This window comes from Ruegeria sp. HKCCD6428, assembly GCF_013110595.1.
Lineage (GTDB): Bacteria > Pseudomonadota > Alphaproteobacteria > Rhodobacterales > Rhodobacteraceae > Ruegeria.
Genome location: NZ_WVQX01000007.1, coordinates 93,307 through 109,182, shown reverse-complemented (window position 1 = coordinate 109,182; position 15,876 = coordinate 93,307). Strand labels below are relative to the sequence as shown.

Sequence of the window (15,876 nt, the reverse complement as noted above, 5' to 3'; positions counted from 1 at the left end):
TTGATTGCGCTAAACGGCCTTTGAGACAAGCCAAAACCGGGACTGTCGCATGTTCGAATTGAACTTGATGTTTTTTGCCGTGGCGATCCCTGCCGTGATCTTTGCCGGTATTTCAAAGGGCGGTTTCGGTTCCGGCGTGGCCTTTGCCTCGTCGTCGATTCTGGCCTTGATCCTGACGCCCGGGCAGGCTTTGGCCCTGATGCTGCCGATCTTGATGGTGATCGACGTGGCCACGTTAGGTCCCTATTGGAGGCGGTGGAGCTGGCCGGATTCCCGTCTGCTGATCCTTGGCGCCGTGCCCGGTGTGGCGATGGGTGCGTGGCTTTATCGTGCAACAGATGATGATCTGTTGCGTCTGCTGATTGGTGGCATCTCGGTCGGGTTCGTAATCTGGCACATCGCGCAGTCGAAAGGGTGGGTGCGCGGGTTTGCCAGGCGACTGCCGCCGTCTTCCGGTTTGTTTGCCGGGCTGGTCGCGGGTTTCACAAGTTTCGTCAGCCATGCCGGTGGCCCCCCGGCAGCGGTCTATCTATTGTCGCAACGCCTGACGAAAACGAAATTTCAAGCCAGTACGGTACTGGTTTTCTGGGTGATCAATATCGCGAAATTCATACCTTATGCTTATCTGGGTATGTTCACATGGCAGACGTTATGGGCGGATTTGCTGCTGGCACCCTTTGCGATCCTGGGGGCATGGCTGGGCGTCCGGGCACATTTCATGTTGTCCGAACGCCTGTTCTTCGGGCTTGCCTATGTGCTGCTGACACTCACCGGCAGCAAGCTGATCTGGGACGCGCTTACCTGATCAGGCATTGGGTCGCAGCGCCTCGGCCACCTCTTCAAAAGCCTGACCAGAAGCCACAAGGCAGGTGATCCCGTTGGGCAACGTCACCGTGATCGTCCAGCTGCCGGTTTCGTTCGAGGCAAAAAGCTCCATGACGGCGCCTTTCCGGGCCAGTCCCAAACCCCTGCGCGTTTCGCCATAGGCCTCGTGCAACCGTTCCAGTACAGCTTCTCTGGGCGCACAGTTTTGACCCTGAGCATGCACATGTTGCGCGGCCAGGACCATGATCCCAAGCCCCATCGTCATCTTGAACACCGTCTTTCGCATCCCGTACCCCTTTTTGATTCCAACTGCCGATCAGGGTGGGTGGCAAGGGACGAAATCCGGTTAAGGGAACGCACGTTGCGTCGGGTTTGCTGCGGTGCGGCGATTTTGTGCTTGAACTTTCCTGCAAAAAATGTCCCATTCCGCGCAACTTTATTTCAATAGGAGTGGTCCATGGATCCTCGTCTGCGCCCCTATCGTTCGGTTCTCTACATTCCTGGCTCGAGGGACCGGGCCCTGGACAAGGCCCGTTCTTTGCCTGTGGATGCGATCATCTTCGATCTGGAAGATGCAGTTGCAGCGGACGAAAAAGAAAACGCTCGCGAAACGCTGAAAGGGGCCTTGGCCGCTGGGGGCTATGGTGCGCGGGTCAAGATCGTCCGGATCAATGGGCTGGACACCGAATGGGGGCGTGCCGATGCCGAGGCGGTGCGCGACATGGATGCCGATGTTGTCCTGTTGCCCAAGGTGAATTCGGCGGCTGACGTGGATGCTCTGGCGGCGATCACCGGAGAATTGCCGATCTGGGCCATGATGGAAACGCCGCGCGGAATGCTGAACGCTGCCGAGATCGCCGCGCATCCGCTGATGGCCGGGTTCGTGATGGGCACAAACGATCTGGCCAAAGAGCTGCAAACTCGCTTTCGTCCCGATCGCCTGCCGATGATGACTTCGCTGGGTCTGTGCCTGTTGGCCGCCAAGGCCGAAGGGCTGATCATCATCGATGGCGTGTACAACGCATTCAAGGATGCCGAGGGTCTAACCGCCGAGTGTGCGCAGGGTCGCGACATGGGCTTTGATGGCAAAACACTGATCCATCCGGCCCAGGTCGATGTGGCCAACACAGCATTCGCACCATCAGATGACGAGATCGATCTGGCCCGTCGCCAAATTTCGGCATTCGAAGAGACCGAAGCGCAAGGGCAGGGTGTTGCCGTCGTGGATGGCAAGATCGTTGAAAACCTGCACGTTGCAACGGCCCGTGAAATTCTGGCAAAAGCAGAGGCGATTTCAGCTTTGCAAGCGGGGTAAGCCAGCATGGGCTTTGTTCTTCTGATTTTAGGCGTGGCGCTGTGGTGGGCCGCACATCTGTTCAAACGTGTGGCGCCTGAACGCCGAGCCGCGATGGGCGACGGGGGCAAGGGGGTGGTTGCCCTGGCGCTGGTCGCGTCGATCCTGCTGATGGTGTTCGGCTATCGCATGACCGACTTCATCTATGTCTGGGCACCGCCGACCTTTCTGATTCACGTCAATAATCTGTTGGTTCTGATCGCGATCTTCATGATGAGCCCCGCGGGCACCAAAGGCCGGGTGCTGAACAAGTTTCGCCATCCGATGCTGGGTGGTTTCAAGCTGTGGGCCTTTGCGCATTTGCTGGTGAACGGAGATCTGGCCTCGATCATCCTGTTCGGCGGTCTTCTGGCATGGGCCGTGGTCGAAGTTGTTGTGATCAACAAGGCCGAACCCGACTGGACGCCCGGTGAATCGGGAACCTTTGGCAAGGATGCGATGTTCTTTGTGGCGTCGATCGTGCTGCTGGGGATTATCGGATATATCCACGGCCTGGTCGGTCCGTCTCCGTTTGGCACATGAGGACCTGACCCATGGCGAAACTCTATCGTTTGTTGACCGAAAAAGACACGTCAGCCTTCTGCCACAAGGTGTCAGATGCGCTGGCAAAGGGATGGGAGCTGCACGGCGACCCGTCCTATGCCTTTGACTCAGCCAACAATGTAATGCGGTGTGCGCAGGCTGTGACCAAAGAGGTCGAAGCCGACTATTCCCCCGACATGAAACTGGGACAGCAGTAATGGTAAAAACAAATCCGGGCCGATTTTTCGAGGATTATTCCGTTGGGCAGGTGTTGCAACACGCCGTGCCGCGCACGGTGACCGAGGGCGAACGCGGCTTGTATCACGCGCTTTATCCCGCGCGTCACGCGCTGTATTCCTCGGACGAATTTGCCCGGGATTGCGGTTTACCGGAAAGTCCGCTTGATGATCTGGCGGCGTTTCATCTGGTGTTCGGCAAAACGGTTCCGGATGTCTCTTTGAACGCGGTTGCCAATCTTGGCTATGGCGAAGGCCGCTGGCTGAAACCCGTCTATGCCGGTGATACCCTGCGATCTGTATCCGAGGTTATTGGCGTCAAACAGAATTCCAACGGGAAAACAGGTGTCGTCTGGGTCCGCACCCGTGGTTTGAACCAATTGGACGAAGTCGTCATCGAATATGTCCGTTGGGTGATGGTGCGCAAGGCAGACGTGAATGCGCCAGCGCCCGAAACGGTTGTTCCCGAATTGAAGAAGGCCTTGACGCCCCAGGATCTGATCGTGCCCGAAGGTCTGGATTTCTCGAATTACGATTTCGCTTTGGCCGGTGAAGCGCATCGTTGGGGCGATTATGAAATCGGAGAGAAAATCGACCACGTGGACGGCGTCACCGTGGAAGAGGCCGAACACATGCTGGCCACGCGATTGTGGCAGAACACCGCCAAGGTGCATTTCGACCTGACGTTCCGCCCGGAAGGCAGGTTGATCTATGGCGGGCACGTGATCTCGATGGCGCGGACATTGTCGTTCAATGGGCTTGCGAACGCGCAGATGATTGTCGGCCTGAATGGCGGCGCGCATGCCAACCCGTGTTTCGCGGGCGACACGATCAAGGCCTGGTCCGAAGTTCTGGATAAGGCAGAAACCGGTGTTCCCGGCGTGGGTGCGATCCGCCTGCGTCTGGTGGCGACAAAGGGTGGCGATCCGTTCGTTTTGAAGAATGACGAGGGCCGGTATTTGCCGGATGTGCTTCTGGACCTCGACTATTGGGCGCTCATGCCGCAATAGGCGTGCTGACGGTAATGTGAGCCATTCGCGTGCAAGCCGTGCTAGGCTTGCAACATGCATATTCTGCGCGCGATATTGACCAGCGTTTGTCTGGCGCCGGCGGCTCAGGCCTGCGATCTGGCGCTGGCCCTGGCGGTTGACGTTTCCGGCTCTGTCGACGCCAGCGAGTTTCGTATCCAGATGGACGGGCTGGCCGCTGGTCTGCGTGACCCGATCGTGTCCGAGGCATTGGTTCGTGGTCAGGCGCAGTTGATGCTGGTGCAATGGACCGGGTCGTCGCGCCAGCAGGTCACGATCCCCTGGACCCGAGTTGACAGTTTCGCGGCGCTGGATCGTTTTGCCGATCAGGTTGCCGAAGATCCACGCATCTGGCGGAACTTCTCGACAGCGATTGGCGAGGCGCTGCACACGACGCTGGACGCATTTGAGTCCGTTTCCGATTGCAAACGGCGACTGATCGATCTGTCCGGGGACGGCGTATCCAATGAAGGCGTCGAACCGACGCAAGTTCACGCGGCTTTGCGCAACCGCGGCATTGTCGTCAATGCGTTGGCCATCGAAGAAAGTGAACCGGACCTGACGGCCTATTTCTTTGAGAATGTCATCGTGGGTGAAGGCGCTTTTGTCGTTTCGGCCTCGGGCTTCGCGGACTACCCAGAGCGAATTCGCAAGAAACTGCTGCGCGAAGTGACGCAGCAAACGGCGGGCCTGAAATGACGGTCAGGAGATTCGTGATCACATGCCTTTGGTCTTGAAATCGCTAACATTGATGAAGGGGAATGTTAAATGTGATCACGACAATATTTTGTGTGATCACATACCGGAATAATCCGTCAAATTGCGCTGAATTTAGTGGTTTTTGCACCCGCAGCACGTGACAGTGTCGCAAAAAACAGTAAAACGTTCGGTAGCCAACCGAAAAGGAGCCGCCATGGCCGATGTAAATCGGGGCAACCGCCCACTTTCGCCGCACCTGTCGATCTATCGTCCACAGCTGACGTCGGTCACATCCATCCTGACACGCATCACTGGAAACGCGCTTCTGCTGGCGGCGCTGCTGATCGTCTGGTGGTTTCTGGCCGCAGCAACGTCGCCCGAGGCCTTCGCCGTTGCGAACGGAGTGATTACTTCGGTGCTTGGCGATCTGGTGATGGCTCTGTCCGTATGGGGTCTTTGGTATCACACGCTGGCCGGTGTACGGCACCTGATCTGGGACAATGCGATTGGGCTGGACCTTCCCACAGCGACAAAGCTGGGCTGGGCCGTTGTCATCGGATCGGTCGTGCTGACCCTTCTGACCCTTGTCATCGTCGCGTGATTGGAGGCTTGACATGCGTTATCTGACCGACCGCAAACGCGCCGCTGGCCTCGGCTCGGCGAAATCCGGCACCGCTCATTTCTGGGCGATGAAAGTCAGCTCGGTGGCTCTGCTGATCCTTGTGCCTTTGTTTGTTTTCACCTTCGGCCCGGTTCTGGGTCAGCCGTTTGACGTGGTACTTGAATACTACTCGCGGCCCTTCCCGGCCATCGTGGCAGCACTGACGCTGGCGGTTGGCTTCAAACACTTCGCAGACGGTGCGCAGGTGATGCTTGAGGACTATGTTCACGGCACGCTTGAGAAGGTCCTGATCATTCTGGTGACCTGCCTGTCCTACGGTGCGGCCGCGGCCGGCATCTTCGCCATCGCGCGCATTGCCCTTTAATTCCCGGAGCTGAAAGAAATGGCTGCATACGAATACGAAACGCATGAATATGACGTGGTCGTTGTCGGCGCCGGTGGGGCCGGTCTGCGGGCAACATTGGGTATGGCGGAACAAGGCCTGCGTACGGCCTGCGTGACCAAGGTTTTCCCAACCCGTTCTCATACCGTGGCCGCGCAGGGTGGCATTGCCGCGTCGCTATCGAATATGGGCCCCGACCATTGGCAATGGCACATGTACGATACCGTCAAGGGCTCGGACTGGTTGGGCGATACCGACGCGATGGAGTACCTCGCCCGCGAGGCGCCAAAGGCGGTCTACGAGCTGGAGCACTATGGCGTTCCGTTCAGCCGGACAGAAGAGGGTAAGATCTATCAGCGCCCCTTCGGTGGACACACCACTGAATTCGGAGAAGGTCCTGCGGTACAGCGCACCTGCGCAGCCGCCGACCGGACCGGCCATGCGATCCTGCATACTCTGTACGGGCAGTCGCTGAAGAACAACGCCGAGTTCTATGTCGAGTATTTCGCCATCGACCTGATCATGTCCGAAGACGGTCAGTGTCAGGGTGTCGTCTGCTGGAAGCTGGACGATGGCACCATGCATGTCTTCAACGCCAAGATGGTGGTGCTGGCTACGGGTGGCTACGGCCGTGCCTATTTCAGTGCGACCTCGGCCCATACCTGCACCGGTGATGGCGGCGGCATGGTGGCCCGTGCTGGGCTGGCCTTGCAGGATATGGAATTCGTTCAGTTCCACCCCACCGGCATCTACGGTTCGGGCTGTCTGATCACCGAAGGCGCGCGCGGCGAGGGCGGGTACCTGACAAACTCGGAAGGTGAACGGTTCATGGAGCGCTATGCGCCCCAGTACAAGGACCTCGCACCGCGCGATTACGTTTCGCGCTCGATGACCATGGAAATCCGCGAGGGACGTGGCGTAGGGGCCGAAGGGGATCACATTCACCTGAACCTCAGCCACTTGCCTGCCGAGGCTCTGGCAGAGCGCCTGCCCGGTATCTCGGAAAGCGCCAAGATTTTTGCGGGTGTGGATGTCACCAAGGAACCGATCCCGGTTCTGCCCACCGTGCATTACAACATGGGCGGTATCCCCACGAACTATTGGGGTGAGGTTCTGAACCCGACTGCCGAGGATCCGACTGCGGTCGTTCCCGGTTTGATGGCCGTTGGCGAAGCCGGTTGTGCCTCGGTCCACGGTGCGAACCGACTGGGGTCGAACTCGCTGATTGACCTTGTGGTCTTTGGCAGGGCGGCAGCGATCCGGGCTGGCAAGGTTGTCGACGCCGAATCCCCCAACCCGGTTCTGAACCAGGCGTCGGTCGACAGGGCGTTTGACCGTTTTGATGCGGTGCGTAACGCCAGCGGTTCAATCCCAACCGCCGATCTTCGGCTTGAGATGCAAAAGACCATGCAGGCGGACGCGGCCGTGTTCCGAACCGCCAAGACCATGGCCGAAGGCGTCGAGAAGATGACGGCGATTGCCGCAAAGATGGACGACCTGAAGGTCACAGACCGTTCGTTGGTCTGGAACAGCGATCTGATGGAAACCCTTGAACTGACCAACCTGATGCCAAACGCGCTTGCCACCATCGTCGGCGCCGAGGCCCGCAAGGAATCCCGAGGGGCCCACGCGCATGAGGACTTCAGCGAGCGTGATGACGAAAACTGGCGTGTTCACACGGTCAGCCGGGTTGAGGGCAGCAAGGTTGAGCTCAGCTATCGTCCGGTCATCGTTGATCCGCTGACGACCGAGGACCAAGGCGGTATCAGCTTGCAGAAAATCGCGCCCAAAGCGCGGACGTTCTAAAGGCTGGTCAGGAACAGGGGCGAGATGGCAGAGTTTTCTTCGACCGATTATTGGCAACGCCGATATGAGCGCGGCAAGACCTCGGGAGCGGGGTCTTACGGGCGTCTTGCCGTCTACAAAGCGAATTTCATCAACACGATGGTCGAGATGGAAGGCGTGGACTCGGTTGTAGAATTGGGATCGGGCGACGGAAATCAGGCGCAATTGTTTGATATCCCGAAATATACCGGTCTTGATGTCTCGGACCTCTGCGTTCGTCGCTGCAACGAAGTTTTTCGATCCCGCCCTAATTGGGTGTTCAAAAACGCCGATTCCGAGGTTAAGCCGCATGACGTTTCTCTTTCGCTGGATGTCATTTATCATCTGACCGAAGACAGCGTTTTCGAGAACTACATGCGGCGGTTGTTCGGGCTGGCAAAGCGTTTTGTCGTTATCTATTCGTCTGATTTTGACCAGAACCCTTCCAACCAGCATGTGCGCCATCGCCCGTATTCCCTGTGGGTTGAAGAATTCATGCCCGGCTGGCAGCTCTATTGTGAAGAAGAGAACCCGTTTGCCGTCAAAGGGCATGCGCATGCCTCAAAGAACAGCTTTGCCGCGTTCAAAGTGTTCGAGCGGAGTTGAACGTGTGACTGGCGCAAGCACCATATCGACCTGGGAAGCCAAACAAGCCGCTTTTGATCCTGTCACATGCCGGAAGGGCGTTCAAAAAAGCGCAAGTCATGGTGAAATTCCAGGCGCATCGCGGCAGATGCTTTGCTGGTGCTTGCAATGACGGTCGAGAAACTCCAATCCGGGCAAAGCGATCCCAAGATCATCCTGATCGGCTTGAACCGCTGTGCGACGACCTCGTTTCACAAGCTGTTTCAGAACAGCGGGATTCCTTCGGTGCATTGGGAAGATGAACAGGGTCTAAACCTTGCACATCGCATGGTAACCAATATTGCCATGGGGCGCAGACCGCTGGATGGGTTTGGTGCCGTTCGGGCCTTCACCGATATCGCCTTTGTCAATTCGCGCTTCATGCTGGACGGCGCGCGGTTCTTTCGAGAACTGCACGCGGCTTACCCCGACGCCTATTTCTTGCTGAACACGCGCAATCGCGATGACTGGATCGCATCACGTGCCAACCATTCCGGCGGTAGGTACCTAGAGCGATGCTGCAAGGCCAATGGACAGACGGCCGACGAGATAAAACGGGGCTGGGCGCATATGTATGACGTGCACCATTCCGAGGTCGAAGCTTTCTTTGACGACAACCCGCGCTTTCTGCGCTTTGATATCGACCGGGACGATCCGCAAAGCTTTGCGGATTGGCTTTCGCCGGATTTCGACGTGAACATCGCCCATTGGGGGCATTATAACCGAGGGGCGTCTGAATGCGCCCGGACAGGCTGAAAGGCGGCCTTGTGCTGAATGGAGAATTGACATGGTTCAACTGACCCTGCCCAAGAATTCCCGGATTACCACCGGCAAGACCTGGCCAAAGCCGGACGGCGCCACGAATGTGCGCAAGTTCCAGATCTATCGTTGGAACCCCGATGACGGGCAGAACCCGCGTGTCGACACCTATTTCGTTGATATGGATACGTGCGGTCCGATGGTGCTGGACGCGCTGATCAAGATCAAAAACGAGATCGATCCGACGTTGACGTTTCGCCGGTCTTGCCGCGAAGGCATCTGTGGATCTTGCGCAATGAACATCGACGGGATCAACACGCTGGCCTGTATCTATGGCATGGATGAGATCAAGGGCGATGTGAAAATCTATCCGCTGCCGCATATGCCGGTGGTCAAGGACCTGATCCCTGATCTGACTCATTTCTATGCCCAGCATGCGTCCATCATGCCGTGGCTGGAAACCAAGACTAATCGCCCTGCGAAAGAATGGAAACAGTCCATCGAAGATCGCAAGAAGCTGGACGGTCTTTATGAATGCGTAATGTGCGCCAGCTGCTCGACCTCATGCCCCAGCTACTGGTGGAATGGCGACCGCTATCTTGGCCCCGCGGCTTTGCTGCACGCCTATCGCTGGATCATCGACAGCCGGGATGAAGCCACTGGTGAACGTCTGGATGAGCTGGAAGATCCGTTCAAGCTCTACCGCTGTCACACCATCATGAACTGCGCCAAGACCTGCCCGAAAGGTCTGAACCCGGCCAAGGCGATTGCCGAGATCAAGAAGATGATGGTCGAGCGCGCGGTCTAAACACAGGCCCGATTTGCGATTTTCGCATGTCCATCTTGCATAAATAGGCGATGCAGCCCCGGCTGCATTGCCTTATTTTTTGGGCAGGGAGGAGTGATGAGCTTTAGTCAGGATCACTCCAATGAGCAAAGACACATCCAAACGGAAAACCGACGCCCAAGACGCGCTGGAACTGCTTGAACAGGCATGGGCCTATTACACGCCCGAACCTGCGAAGGCTGACAAGGAACCAGAGCTTTTCGAATACGCAAACGCAGCCTGATACAGGCGGCAAGGCTTGCAAACTGACGGTTTATCGGCAAAGCAGAGGGATGCCTGTTCTTCTGCTTCTTCTGGCGGCCGGCGTGTTTGCCTATTTCCTCTGGCGCTCGCGCCATTCCGGGCTGACACGTGATTGCAGGTGGCGGCAGGACAAGAGCCACGGCATCTGGCGGTGCAGCTTCTGCGGTGCCGAAATAACTGCACTGGACCAACCATTGCGGTGCTTGAAGGCGCGTGACCCCTGAAAGATAGGGCTTTCCGAGGGCTGAATAATGCGCCACTCTGCCCGGCATGACCGTTTCAGAAAACACTCTACAACCGCCCGAAAATGCCGAAGCCCGTCGCGCGGTCGCCCCTGTCATCTGTTACCCGAACGAGGCATTGCCGCGACCGGATGTACCTTGGATGAAGTCCCTTCGCGCACGCGCAAGCAAAACGGGCGAAGTGCTGGTGCCGCCACGCGATGCGCGTTGTTTTGAAGTGCCTGCCGGCCATTTCTTTCGCATCACTTCCGTCGAGGGGCCGCAGGTTGGCGATCTGAACCTCTGGAACCGAAACGACCTTTCGGAACGCTTCTATTCCGGAAAAACCCGGGCGCTGCATGGCACGCATCTGACCACCGGAGAGCGGATGTGGTCCAGTTTTCCTCATCTACGCCCGATGGCCACGATTATTGCGGATACGCTGGAGTGGTACGGGATCGATTCCTATGGGGGGTCGGTTCATGACGTCATCGGTACGCGATGCGATCCGTATACGGGCAACCTTTTGTCCGGTACGCAATACCACCATTGTTGCCATTCCAACCTGACACGCGCGCTTGCGGATCACCTCAATATTCCGCTGGCCGAAGCCGAACCCGCGGTGCACGACGTATTGAACGTCTTCATGTGTACCGGTTTCACCCGCGACACGGGTCAGTACTTCATGAAAGCCTCACCCGTGCGCCCCGGAGATTTTCTGGAATTTTTTGCCGAGATTGATTTGCTGGGCAACCTCAGCGCCTGCCCGGGCGGGGATTGTTCTTCGGAACATTCCTCGGACACGGCTGCATGCCACCCCTTGCTGGTGGAGGTGTTCGCTCCTGCCAGTGGTGATTTGAAGGGGTGGGATAGCCCTGCGAGCAATGGTTATGATCGCTCGCACGGGCGTTAGCAACGGCAGGCGCCCGTTTCCTCGTGCCTGCCCACCATCAGCTGTTGGGGAACGCAGCCTGAAGCGCGATTTCCACCATTTCACCAAAGCTGCTTTCACGTTCTGACGATGGCAGAGCATCTCCGGTCAACAGGTGGTCGGAAACAGTCAGAACGGCCAGAGCGCGGCACTTGTGGCGCGCCGCCAGGATATAGAGTTCGGCCGCTTCCATCTCGACCCCCAGAATGCCGTGACGCACCATCTGTTCATTGAGATCTGGACGCTCGTCATAAAAGACATCTGACGAGTAAATTCCACCAACATGGGTCGGCGTTCCCTTGGCGGCAGCCGCGGTGGCGGCAGCTTGCAGCAGCCCCCAATCGGCGCAGGGTGCAAAGTTGAGCTCTTTCATGATGCCGCGCGACGGCGTGCTCAGCGTGGTTGATGTCATGGCCAGAATAACGTCACGAATTTTGACGCTGTCCTGCATCCCCCCGCAGGATCCGATGCGGATCAGGGTTTTCGCATCGTAATCGCGGATCAACTCGTTTACATAAATGGAAAGAGACGGCATTCCCATGCCGCTTCCCTGAATTGTTACGGGGTTTCCCTTCCAGTTTCCGGTAAAGCCGAGCATTCCCCGAACGTTATTGACCTGTTTGACATCGTCCAAAAACGTTTCGGCCGCCCATTTCGCCCGGTAGGGATCACCGGGCAAAAGAACGGTTTCAGCTATTTCGCCTTTTTCGGCGCCAATATGAATTGTCATTTTCAAAAACGCTCAGATTAGATTTCCAGATCAGAAATATCCACGCCTGCGGTCAGCGCGTCATGCACCCATTGAGGCTTGCGGCCGCGACCGGTCCAAGTTTGATCTGGGTTTTCCGGGTTGCGGTATTTAGCCTTTGTTTTTGTTGGCTTAACGCTGCGCGACGCTTCTCCGGACAGCTCAGACAAAGAGAAGCCGAATTCTGCCGCAGCCTTTTCTGCGGCTTTCAAAGCTTCCTGACGTTCGCGTTTTTCTGCCCTGACCAAAGCTTTTTCAATGTCATTGCGCAAAGCCAAAAGGTCTTTGCGTGGCATATTCTCAAGATTGATCCCCATCATTCTTCTCCATCAGATAATAATTACGGTGCACATGAGCGCGCACCGTAATTCCAAATATCAGCTTATTCCATCCCGAATTTTTCAGAGACGGAAACAGGAGAAAAAGTGCCTTTAAGCTAATTTACTCTGCCGCGAGGTTCCGAGGATCCGCCAGAGTAACGATATCGCCCATTATCGAATTGAGTTCGAAGTTTTTCGGGGTGTAGACCTTGGCCACACCCATGGATTTCAGTTTTTCGGCATCTTCGTCCGGAATAATGCCACCCACCACGACTGGGATATGAGACAACCCCGCCTGCCGCAGACGTTCCATGACGTCTTTGACCAGTGGCAGGTGGCTGCCAGACAGGATCGACAATCCAATGACATGCGCATCATCTTCGCTGGCGGCCGCGACGATTTCTTCTGGTGTCAGGCGAATGCCCTCATAGCTGATGTCCATACCGCAATCGCGGGCACGGAAGGCGATCTGTTCGGCACCGTTGGAATGGCCGTCCAGTCCGGGTTTGCCTACAAGGAACTTCAGACGCCGGCCCAGCTTGTCGCTGACGGCATCAACAGCGGCACGCAGGTCGTCCAGCCCTTCGGTCTTGTTCGAAACAGACCCGGAAACACCGGTTGGGCCGCGATAGGTTCCATAGACTTTGCGCATCTCTTCGGCCCATTCGCCCGTCGTCGCGCCGGCCTTTGCGGCGGCAATGGACGGTTCCATGATGTTTGCCCCGGTCTGAGCCGCTTCGCGCAGCGCGGCCAAGGCCGCGGTTACGGCCGCTTCGTCCCGTTCTGCGCGCCACGTATTTAGGCGGTCGATCTGTTCTTGTTCCACGGCAGGATCAACAACCATGATGCCACCGTCTTCGGTTTGAAGCGGTGATGCCTCGCCTTCGATCCATTTGTTCACACCGACAACAACGGTTTCGTTGCGCTCGATCCGGTTCAGGCGTTCAGCGTTGGAATCTACCAGTCGGGACTTCATGTATTCGATCGAAGCGACCGCGCCGCCCATCGAATCCAGGTTGGCCAGTTCGGCCCGCGCGCCTTCTTTCAGCTCTTCGACCTTGGCATCGACAGCAGGGTTGCCATCGAACAGGTCGTCGTATTCCAGCAGATCGGTTTCGTAGGCCAGGATCTGCTGCATCCGCATCGACCACTGCTGGTCCCACGGGCGCGGCAGACCCAGCGCCTCGTTCCAGGCGGGCAACTGCACCGCTCGGGCTCGGGCATTCTTCGACAGGGTTACGGCCAGCATCTCGATCAGGATGCGATAGACGTTGTTTTCGGGCTGCTGCTCGGTCAGACCCAGAGAGTTCACCTGCACGCCATAGCGGAATCGACGGAATTTCGGATTTTCAACGCCATAGCGTTGTTGCAGGATCTCATCCCAAAGATCCACGAAGGCACGCATTTTGCACATTTCGGTGACAAAGCGGATGCCAGCATTTACAAAGAAGGAAATCCGACCGCAGAGCGCCGGGAAATCCTCGGCAGGTACACGTGGGCGCAATTCGTCCAGCACGGCGATGGCAGTGGCTAGGGCATAGGCCAGTTCCTGCTCTGGCGTCGCACCCGCCTCTTGCAGGTGATACGAGCACACGTTCATCGGGTTCCATTTCGGAACATTGGTATAGCAATACTCGGCTACGTCCGCGATCATCTTGAGCGACGGTTTGGGCGGGCAAACATAAGTGCCGCGGCTCAGGTATTCCTTGATCAGGTCGTTTTGAACCGTGCCCTGTAGTTTGGATACATCCGCGCCTTGCTCTTCCGCGACGGCGATATAAAGCGCCAAAAGCCATGGCGCAGTGGCGTTGATCGTCATCGAGGTGTTCATCTGCTCAAGCGGGATCTGGTCGAACAGAACCCGCATGTCGCCCAGATGACAGACCGGCACACCGACCTTGCCGACTTCACCGCGGGCCAAAGTGTGGTCGCTGTCATAGCCTGTTTGCGTGGGCAGATCGAAGGCCACGGACAGGCCGGTTTGGCCTTTCGCAAGATTCCCCCGATAAAGCGCGTTCGAGGCTTTGGCCGTGGAATGACCGGCATAGGTTCGGATGAGCCAGGGGCGATCTTTCTGCGTCTGCGTCATAGCGGGGCCTCGCGTTTCAGTGGGCAATAAAATTTCGTCTTGAGGTTCTAAAGCGCAATTTTCGGGACATGTCAATTCGCTGCGTTGCGGCATGCCGCAATTGTTCAGATTGTGGGCAGCTGTGATTGGTGGCAATCTGCCGCCATGACGCAAACCGTGGAACTTCCGCTTTGGCTTTTCGTGCTGATCGTGGTCTTTGCCATGGTCACTTTTGCATCGCATTTCCTGTTTCCGTCCGTCCGCTGGTTTTTCCGTCGCAGGTTGGAACGCGCGGTGGCGCGCCTGAACCAGCGCCTTCAACGCCCAATCCAGCCCTTCAAGTTGGCGCGTCGACACGACATGATCCAGCGCTTGATTTATGATCCGCAGGTCGGCCAGGCGGTTCAGCAACATGCCCGTGAAACCGGCATGCCCGAGGCCGTCGCCTCGGAGCAGGCACGTCGTTATGCCCGAGAGATCGTTCCGTCATTTTCGGCCTTCGCCTATTTCAGCTTTGCGATCCGGTTGGCCCGCTTGCTGAGCAACACATTCTACGAGGTACGGCTTAGCTACCAGGACGAAGAATCCGTCAGGAACATTGACCCCGAAGCTACGGTTGTCTTTGTCATGAACCACCGGAGCAACATGGATTACGTTTTGGTCACGTATCTTGCAGCCCGACATTCTGCACTGTCTTATGCTGTAGGAGAGTGGGCCCGGGTCTGGCCGCTCAGCCGATTGATCCGGGCGATGGGGGCGTATTTTATCCGGCGCAAGTCCGGCAGCGAACTCTATCGTCAGGTTCTGTCCACCTATGTGCGCCACGCAACCGAAGCCGGCGTAACTCAAGCCATGTTTCCAGAAGGCGGGCTGAGCCTGACCGGGGCCATTGCGCGCCCCAAGCTTGGACTGCTCAAATACATTATGGATGGAACGTCGCCACAGGGGCGCGATGTGGTGTTTGTCCCGGTTGCCCTGAATTACGACCGTGTGTTGGAAGATACCATCCTGACCCGCGCGGCACTTGGAACAGAGCGGCGGTTTCGCGCGCGGATCGGCGTCATCACGCGCTGGATAGTGAAACAGATCTGGCGTCGTTTGATCGGCCGATACAAGCGGTTCGGTCTGGCGTCCGTCCGATACGGCAGGCCGATCTCTCTGAGAGAATTCCGGGCCAAGGGCAGCGACGACATGATGACGGATTTGGCCCGGGCGCTGATGCAACGTATCCAGCATGCTATTCCGCTTGTGCCGGCACCAGCGGCCTGTTTGCTGGTGCGCGACAAGGGCCCGATGTCCGAAGAAGACGTGCTGTCACAAATCCGACAGATGATGGAGCGCGATGATCCGCAGACCAAGGACAATTCGCAGGCCATATCAAATGCTTTGGATCAACTGGTTGAACGCCGGATTCTGAACCGACAGGGGAACATGCTGTCCGTATCAGGTCAGCGCGGCGATCTTCTGGACTATTACGCCGCATCCGTCCCGGCGGATTCAGGTGACCGAATTTCTGCGTCCGCAAAATAACTTTCTGCAGCCGCTGGGTCATAAAATTACAATATGGCGCCAAAAACGGTTGCAATATTACTCAGCGCCCAATATTCCAGTCTGTGAAGCGCG

Annotated in this window: 19 protein-coding genes; 15 read left to right on the top strand and 4 right to left on the bottom strand. The window is 57.3% G+C overall.

Annotated elements, in window-relative coordinates:
• Positions 1–49: 49 nt before the first annotated feature.
• Complete coding sequence (locus GS620_RS15765) at positions 50–805, top strand: sulfite exporter TauE/SafE family protein (protein WP_171363565.1); 756 nt, start codon at positions 50–52, stop codon at positions 803–805.
• Here the strand turns inward: GS620_RS15765 and GS620_RS15760 are convergent, their stop codons facing one another.
• Positions 806–1,111, bottom strand: coding sequence for a hypothetical protein (locus tag GS620_RS15760; protein WP_171363566.1), 306 nt, complete (start codon positions 1,109–1,111; stop codon positions 806–808).
• A gap of 171 nt (positions 1,112–1,282) precedes the next feature.
• On the opposite strand from GS620_RS15760, the gene GS620_RS15755 reads away from it, so the two are divergent.
• The 13 genes from GS620_RS15755 (at position 1,283) to GS620_RS15695 (ending at position 11,099) form a co-directional block, all read left to right on the top strand.
• Positions 1,283–2,140 carry a CoA ester lyase gene (locus GS620_RS15755; RefSeq protein WP_171171159.1) on the top strand — a complete coding sequence of 286 codons (858 nt, stop codon included), beginning with the start codon at positions 1,283–1,285 and terminating at the stop codon, positions 2,138–2,140.
• A 6-nt stretch (positions 2,141–2,146) separates the two neighbouring features.
• On the top strand, positions 2,147–2,701 hold the full coding sequence (locus tag GS620_RS15750; RefSeq protein WP_171616819.1) for an NnrU family protein: 555 nt from the start codon (positions 2,147–2,149) through the stop codon (positions 2,699–2,701).
• Positions 2,702–2,712: 11 nt separating this feature from the next.
• Complete coding sequence (locus GS620_RS15745; RefSeq protein WP_171616817.1) at positions 2,713–2,919, top strand: DUF1737 domain-containing protein; 207 nt, start codon at positions 2,713–2,715, stop codon at positions 2,917–2,919.
• Positions 2,919–3,947, top strand: coding sequence for a MaoC family dehydratase (locus tag GS620_RS15740; RefSeq protein WP_152456836.1), 1,029 nt, complete (start codon positions 2,919–2,921; stop codon positions 3,945–3,947). The genes GS620_RS15745 and GS620_RS15740 overlap by 1 nt, the downstream gene beginning before the upstream one ends.
• 54 nt (positions 3,948–4,001) lie before the next feature.
• Positions 4,002–4,664 carry a DUF1194 domain-containing protein gene (locus GS620_RS15735; RefSeq protein ID WP_152456837.1) on the top strand — a complete coding sequence of 221 codons (663 nt, stop codon included), beginning with the start codon at positions 4,002–4,004 and terminating at the stop codon, positions 4,662–4,664.
• A 214-nt stretch (positions 4,665–4,878) separates the two neighbouring features.
• Positions 4,879–5,265, top strand: a complete 387-nt coding sequence (sdhC, locus tag GS620_RS15730) for a succinate dehydrogenase, cytochrome b556 subunit (protein ID WP_152456838.1) — start codon at positions 4,879–4,881, stop codon at positions 5,263–5,265.
• Between the two features lie 13 nt (positions 5,266–5,278).
• Entirely contained in the window at positions 5,279–5,650 is a 372-nt protein-coding gene (gene sdhD / locus GS620_RS15725) for a succinate dehydrogenase, hydrophobic membrane anchor protein (RefSeq protein ID WP_117870336.1), read from the top strand.
• 18 nt (positions 5,651–5,668) lie between these two features.
• A complete protein-coding gene (gene sdhA, locus GS620_RS15720) occupies positions 5,669–7,474 on the top strand; it encodes a succinate dehydrogenase flavoprotein subunit (protein ID WP_171616815.1) in 1,806 nt (601 codons plus the stop codon).
• Positions 7,475–7,498: 24 nt separating this feature from the next.
• Positions 7,499–8,098 (top strand): class I SAM-dependent methyltransferase, encoded by a 600-nt coding sequence (locus GS620_RS15715; RefSeq protein WP_171616813.1) that lies wholly within the window; start codon positions 7,499–7,501, stop codon positions 8,096–8,098.
• A 147-nt stretch (positions 8,099–8,245) separates the two neighbouring features.
• The gene (locus GS620_RS15710) at positions 8,246–8,872 is read left to right on the top strand and encodes a sulfotransferase (protein ID WP_171616811.1); all 627 of its coding nucleotides are present in this window, start codon (positions 8,246–8,248) and stop codon (positions 8,870–8,872) included.
• A gap of 31 nt (positions 8,873–8,903) precedes the next feature.
• Entirely contained in the window at positions 8,904–9,683 is a 780-nt protein-coding gene (locus GS620_RS15705; protein ID WP_152456842.1) for a succinate dehydrogenase iron-sulfur subunit, read from the top strand.
• 121 nt (positions 9,684–9,804) lie between these two features.
• Positions 9,805–9,945 carry a hypothetical protein gene (locus GS620_RS15700; protein WP_171119692.1) on the top strand — a complete coding sequence of 47 codons (141 nt, stop codon included), beginning with the start codon at positions 9,805–9,807 and terminating at the stop codon, positions 9,943–9,945.
• Positions 9,946–10,235: 290 nt separating this feature from the next.
• Positions 10,236–11,099 (top strand): DUF1989 domain-containing protein, encoded by an 864-nt coding sequence (locus GS620_RS15695; protein ID WP_171616809.1) that lies wholly within the window; start codon positions 10,236–10,238, stop codon positions 11,097–11,099.
• Positions 11,100–11,136: 37 nt separating this feature from the next.
• On the opposite strand, the gene deoD is transcribed toward GS620_RS15695, so the two are convergent.
• From deoD to GS620_RS15680, 3 genes are all read right to left on the bottom strand, one after another.
• Entirely contained in the window at positions 11,137–11,847 is a 711-nt protein-coding gene (deoD, locus tag GS620_RS15690; RefSeq protein WP_171616807.1) for a purine-nucleoside phosphorylase, read from the bottom strand.
• Between the two features lie 17 nt (positions 11,848–11,864).
• Positions 11,865–12,182 carry an H-NS family nucleoid-associated regulatory protein gene (locus GS620_RS15685; protein ID WP_171119689.1) on the bottom strand — a complete coding sequence of 106 codons (318 nt, stop codon included), beginning with the start codon at positions 12,180–12,182 and terminating at the stop codon, positions 11,865–11,867.
• 124 nt (positions 12,183–12,306) lie between these two features.
• The gene (locus GS620_RS15680) at positions 12,307–14,274 is read right to left on the bottom strand and encodes a protein meaA (RefSeq protein WP_171616805.1); all 1,968 of its coding nucleotides are present in this window, start codon (positions 14,272–14,274) and stop codon (positions 12,307–12,309) included.
• Positions 14,275–14,418: 144 nt separating this feature from the next.
• Between GS620_RS15680 and GS620_RS15675 the strand changes: the two genes are divergently transcribed.
• On the top strand, positions 14,419–15,783 hold the full coding sequence (locus GS620_RS15675; RefSeq protein WP_171233100.1) for a 1-acyl-sn-glycerol-3-phosphate acyltransferase: 1,365 nt from the start codon (positions 14,419–14,421) through the stop codon (positions 15,781–15,783).
• Positions 15,784–15,876: the final 93 nt, after the last annotated feature.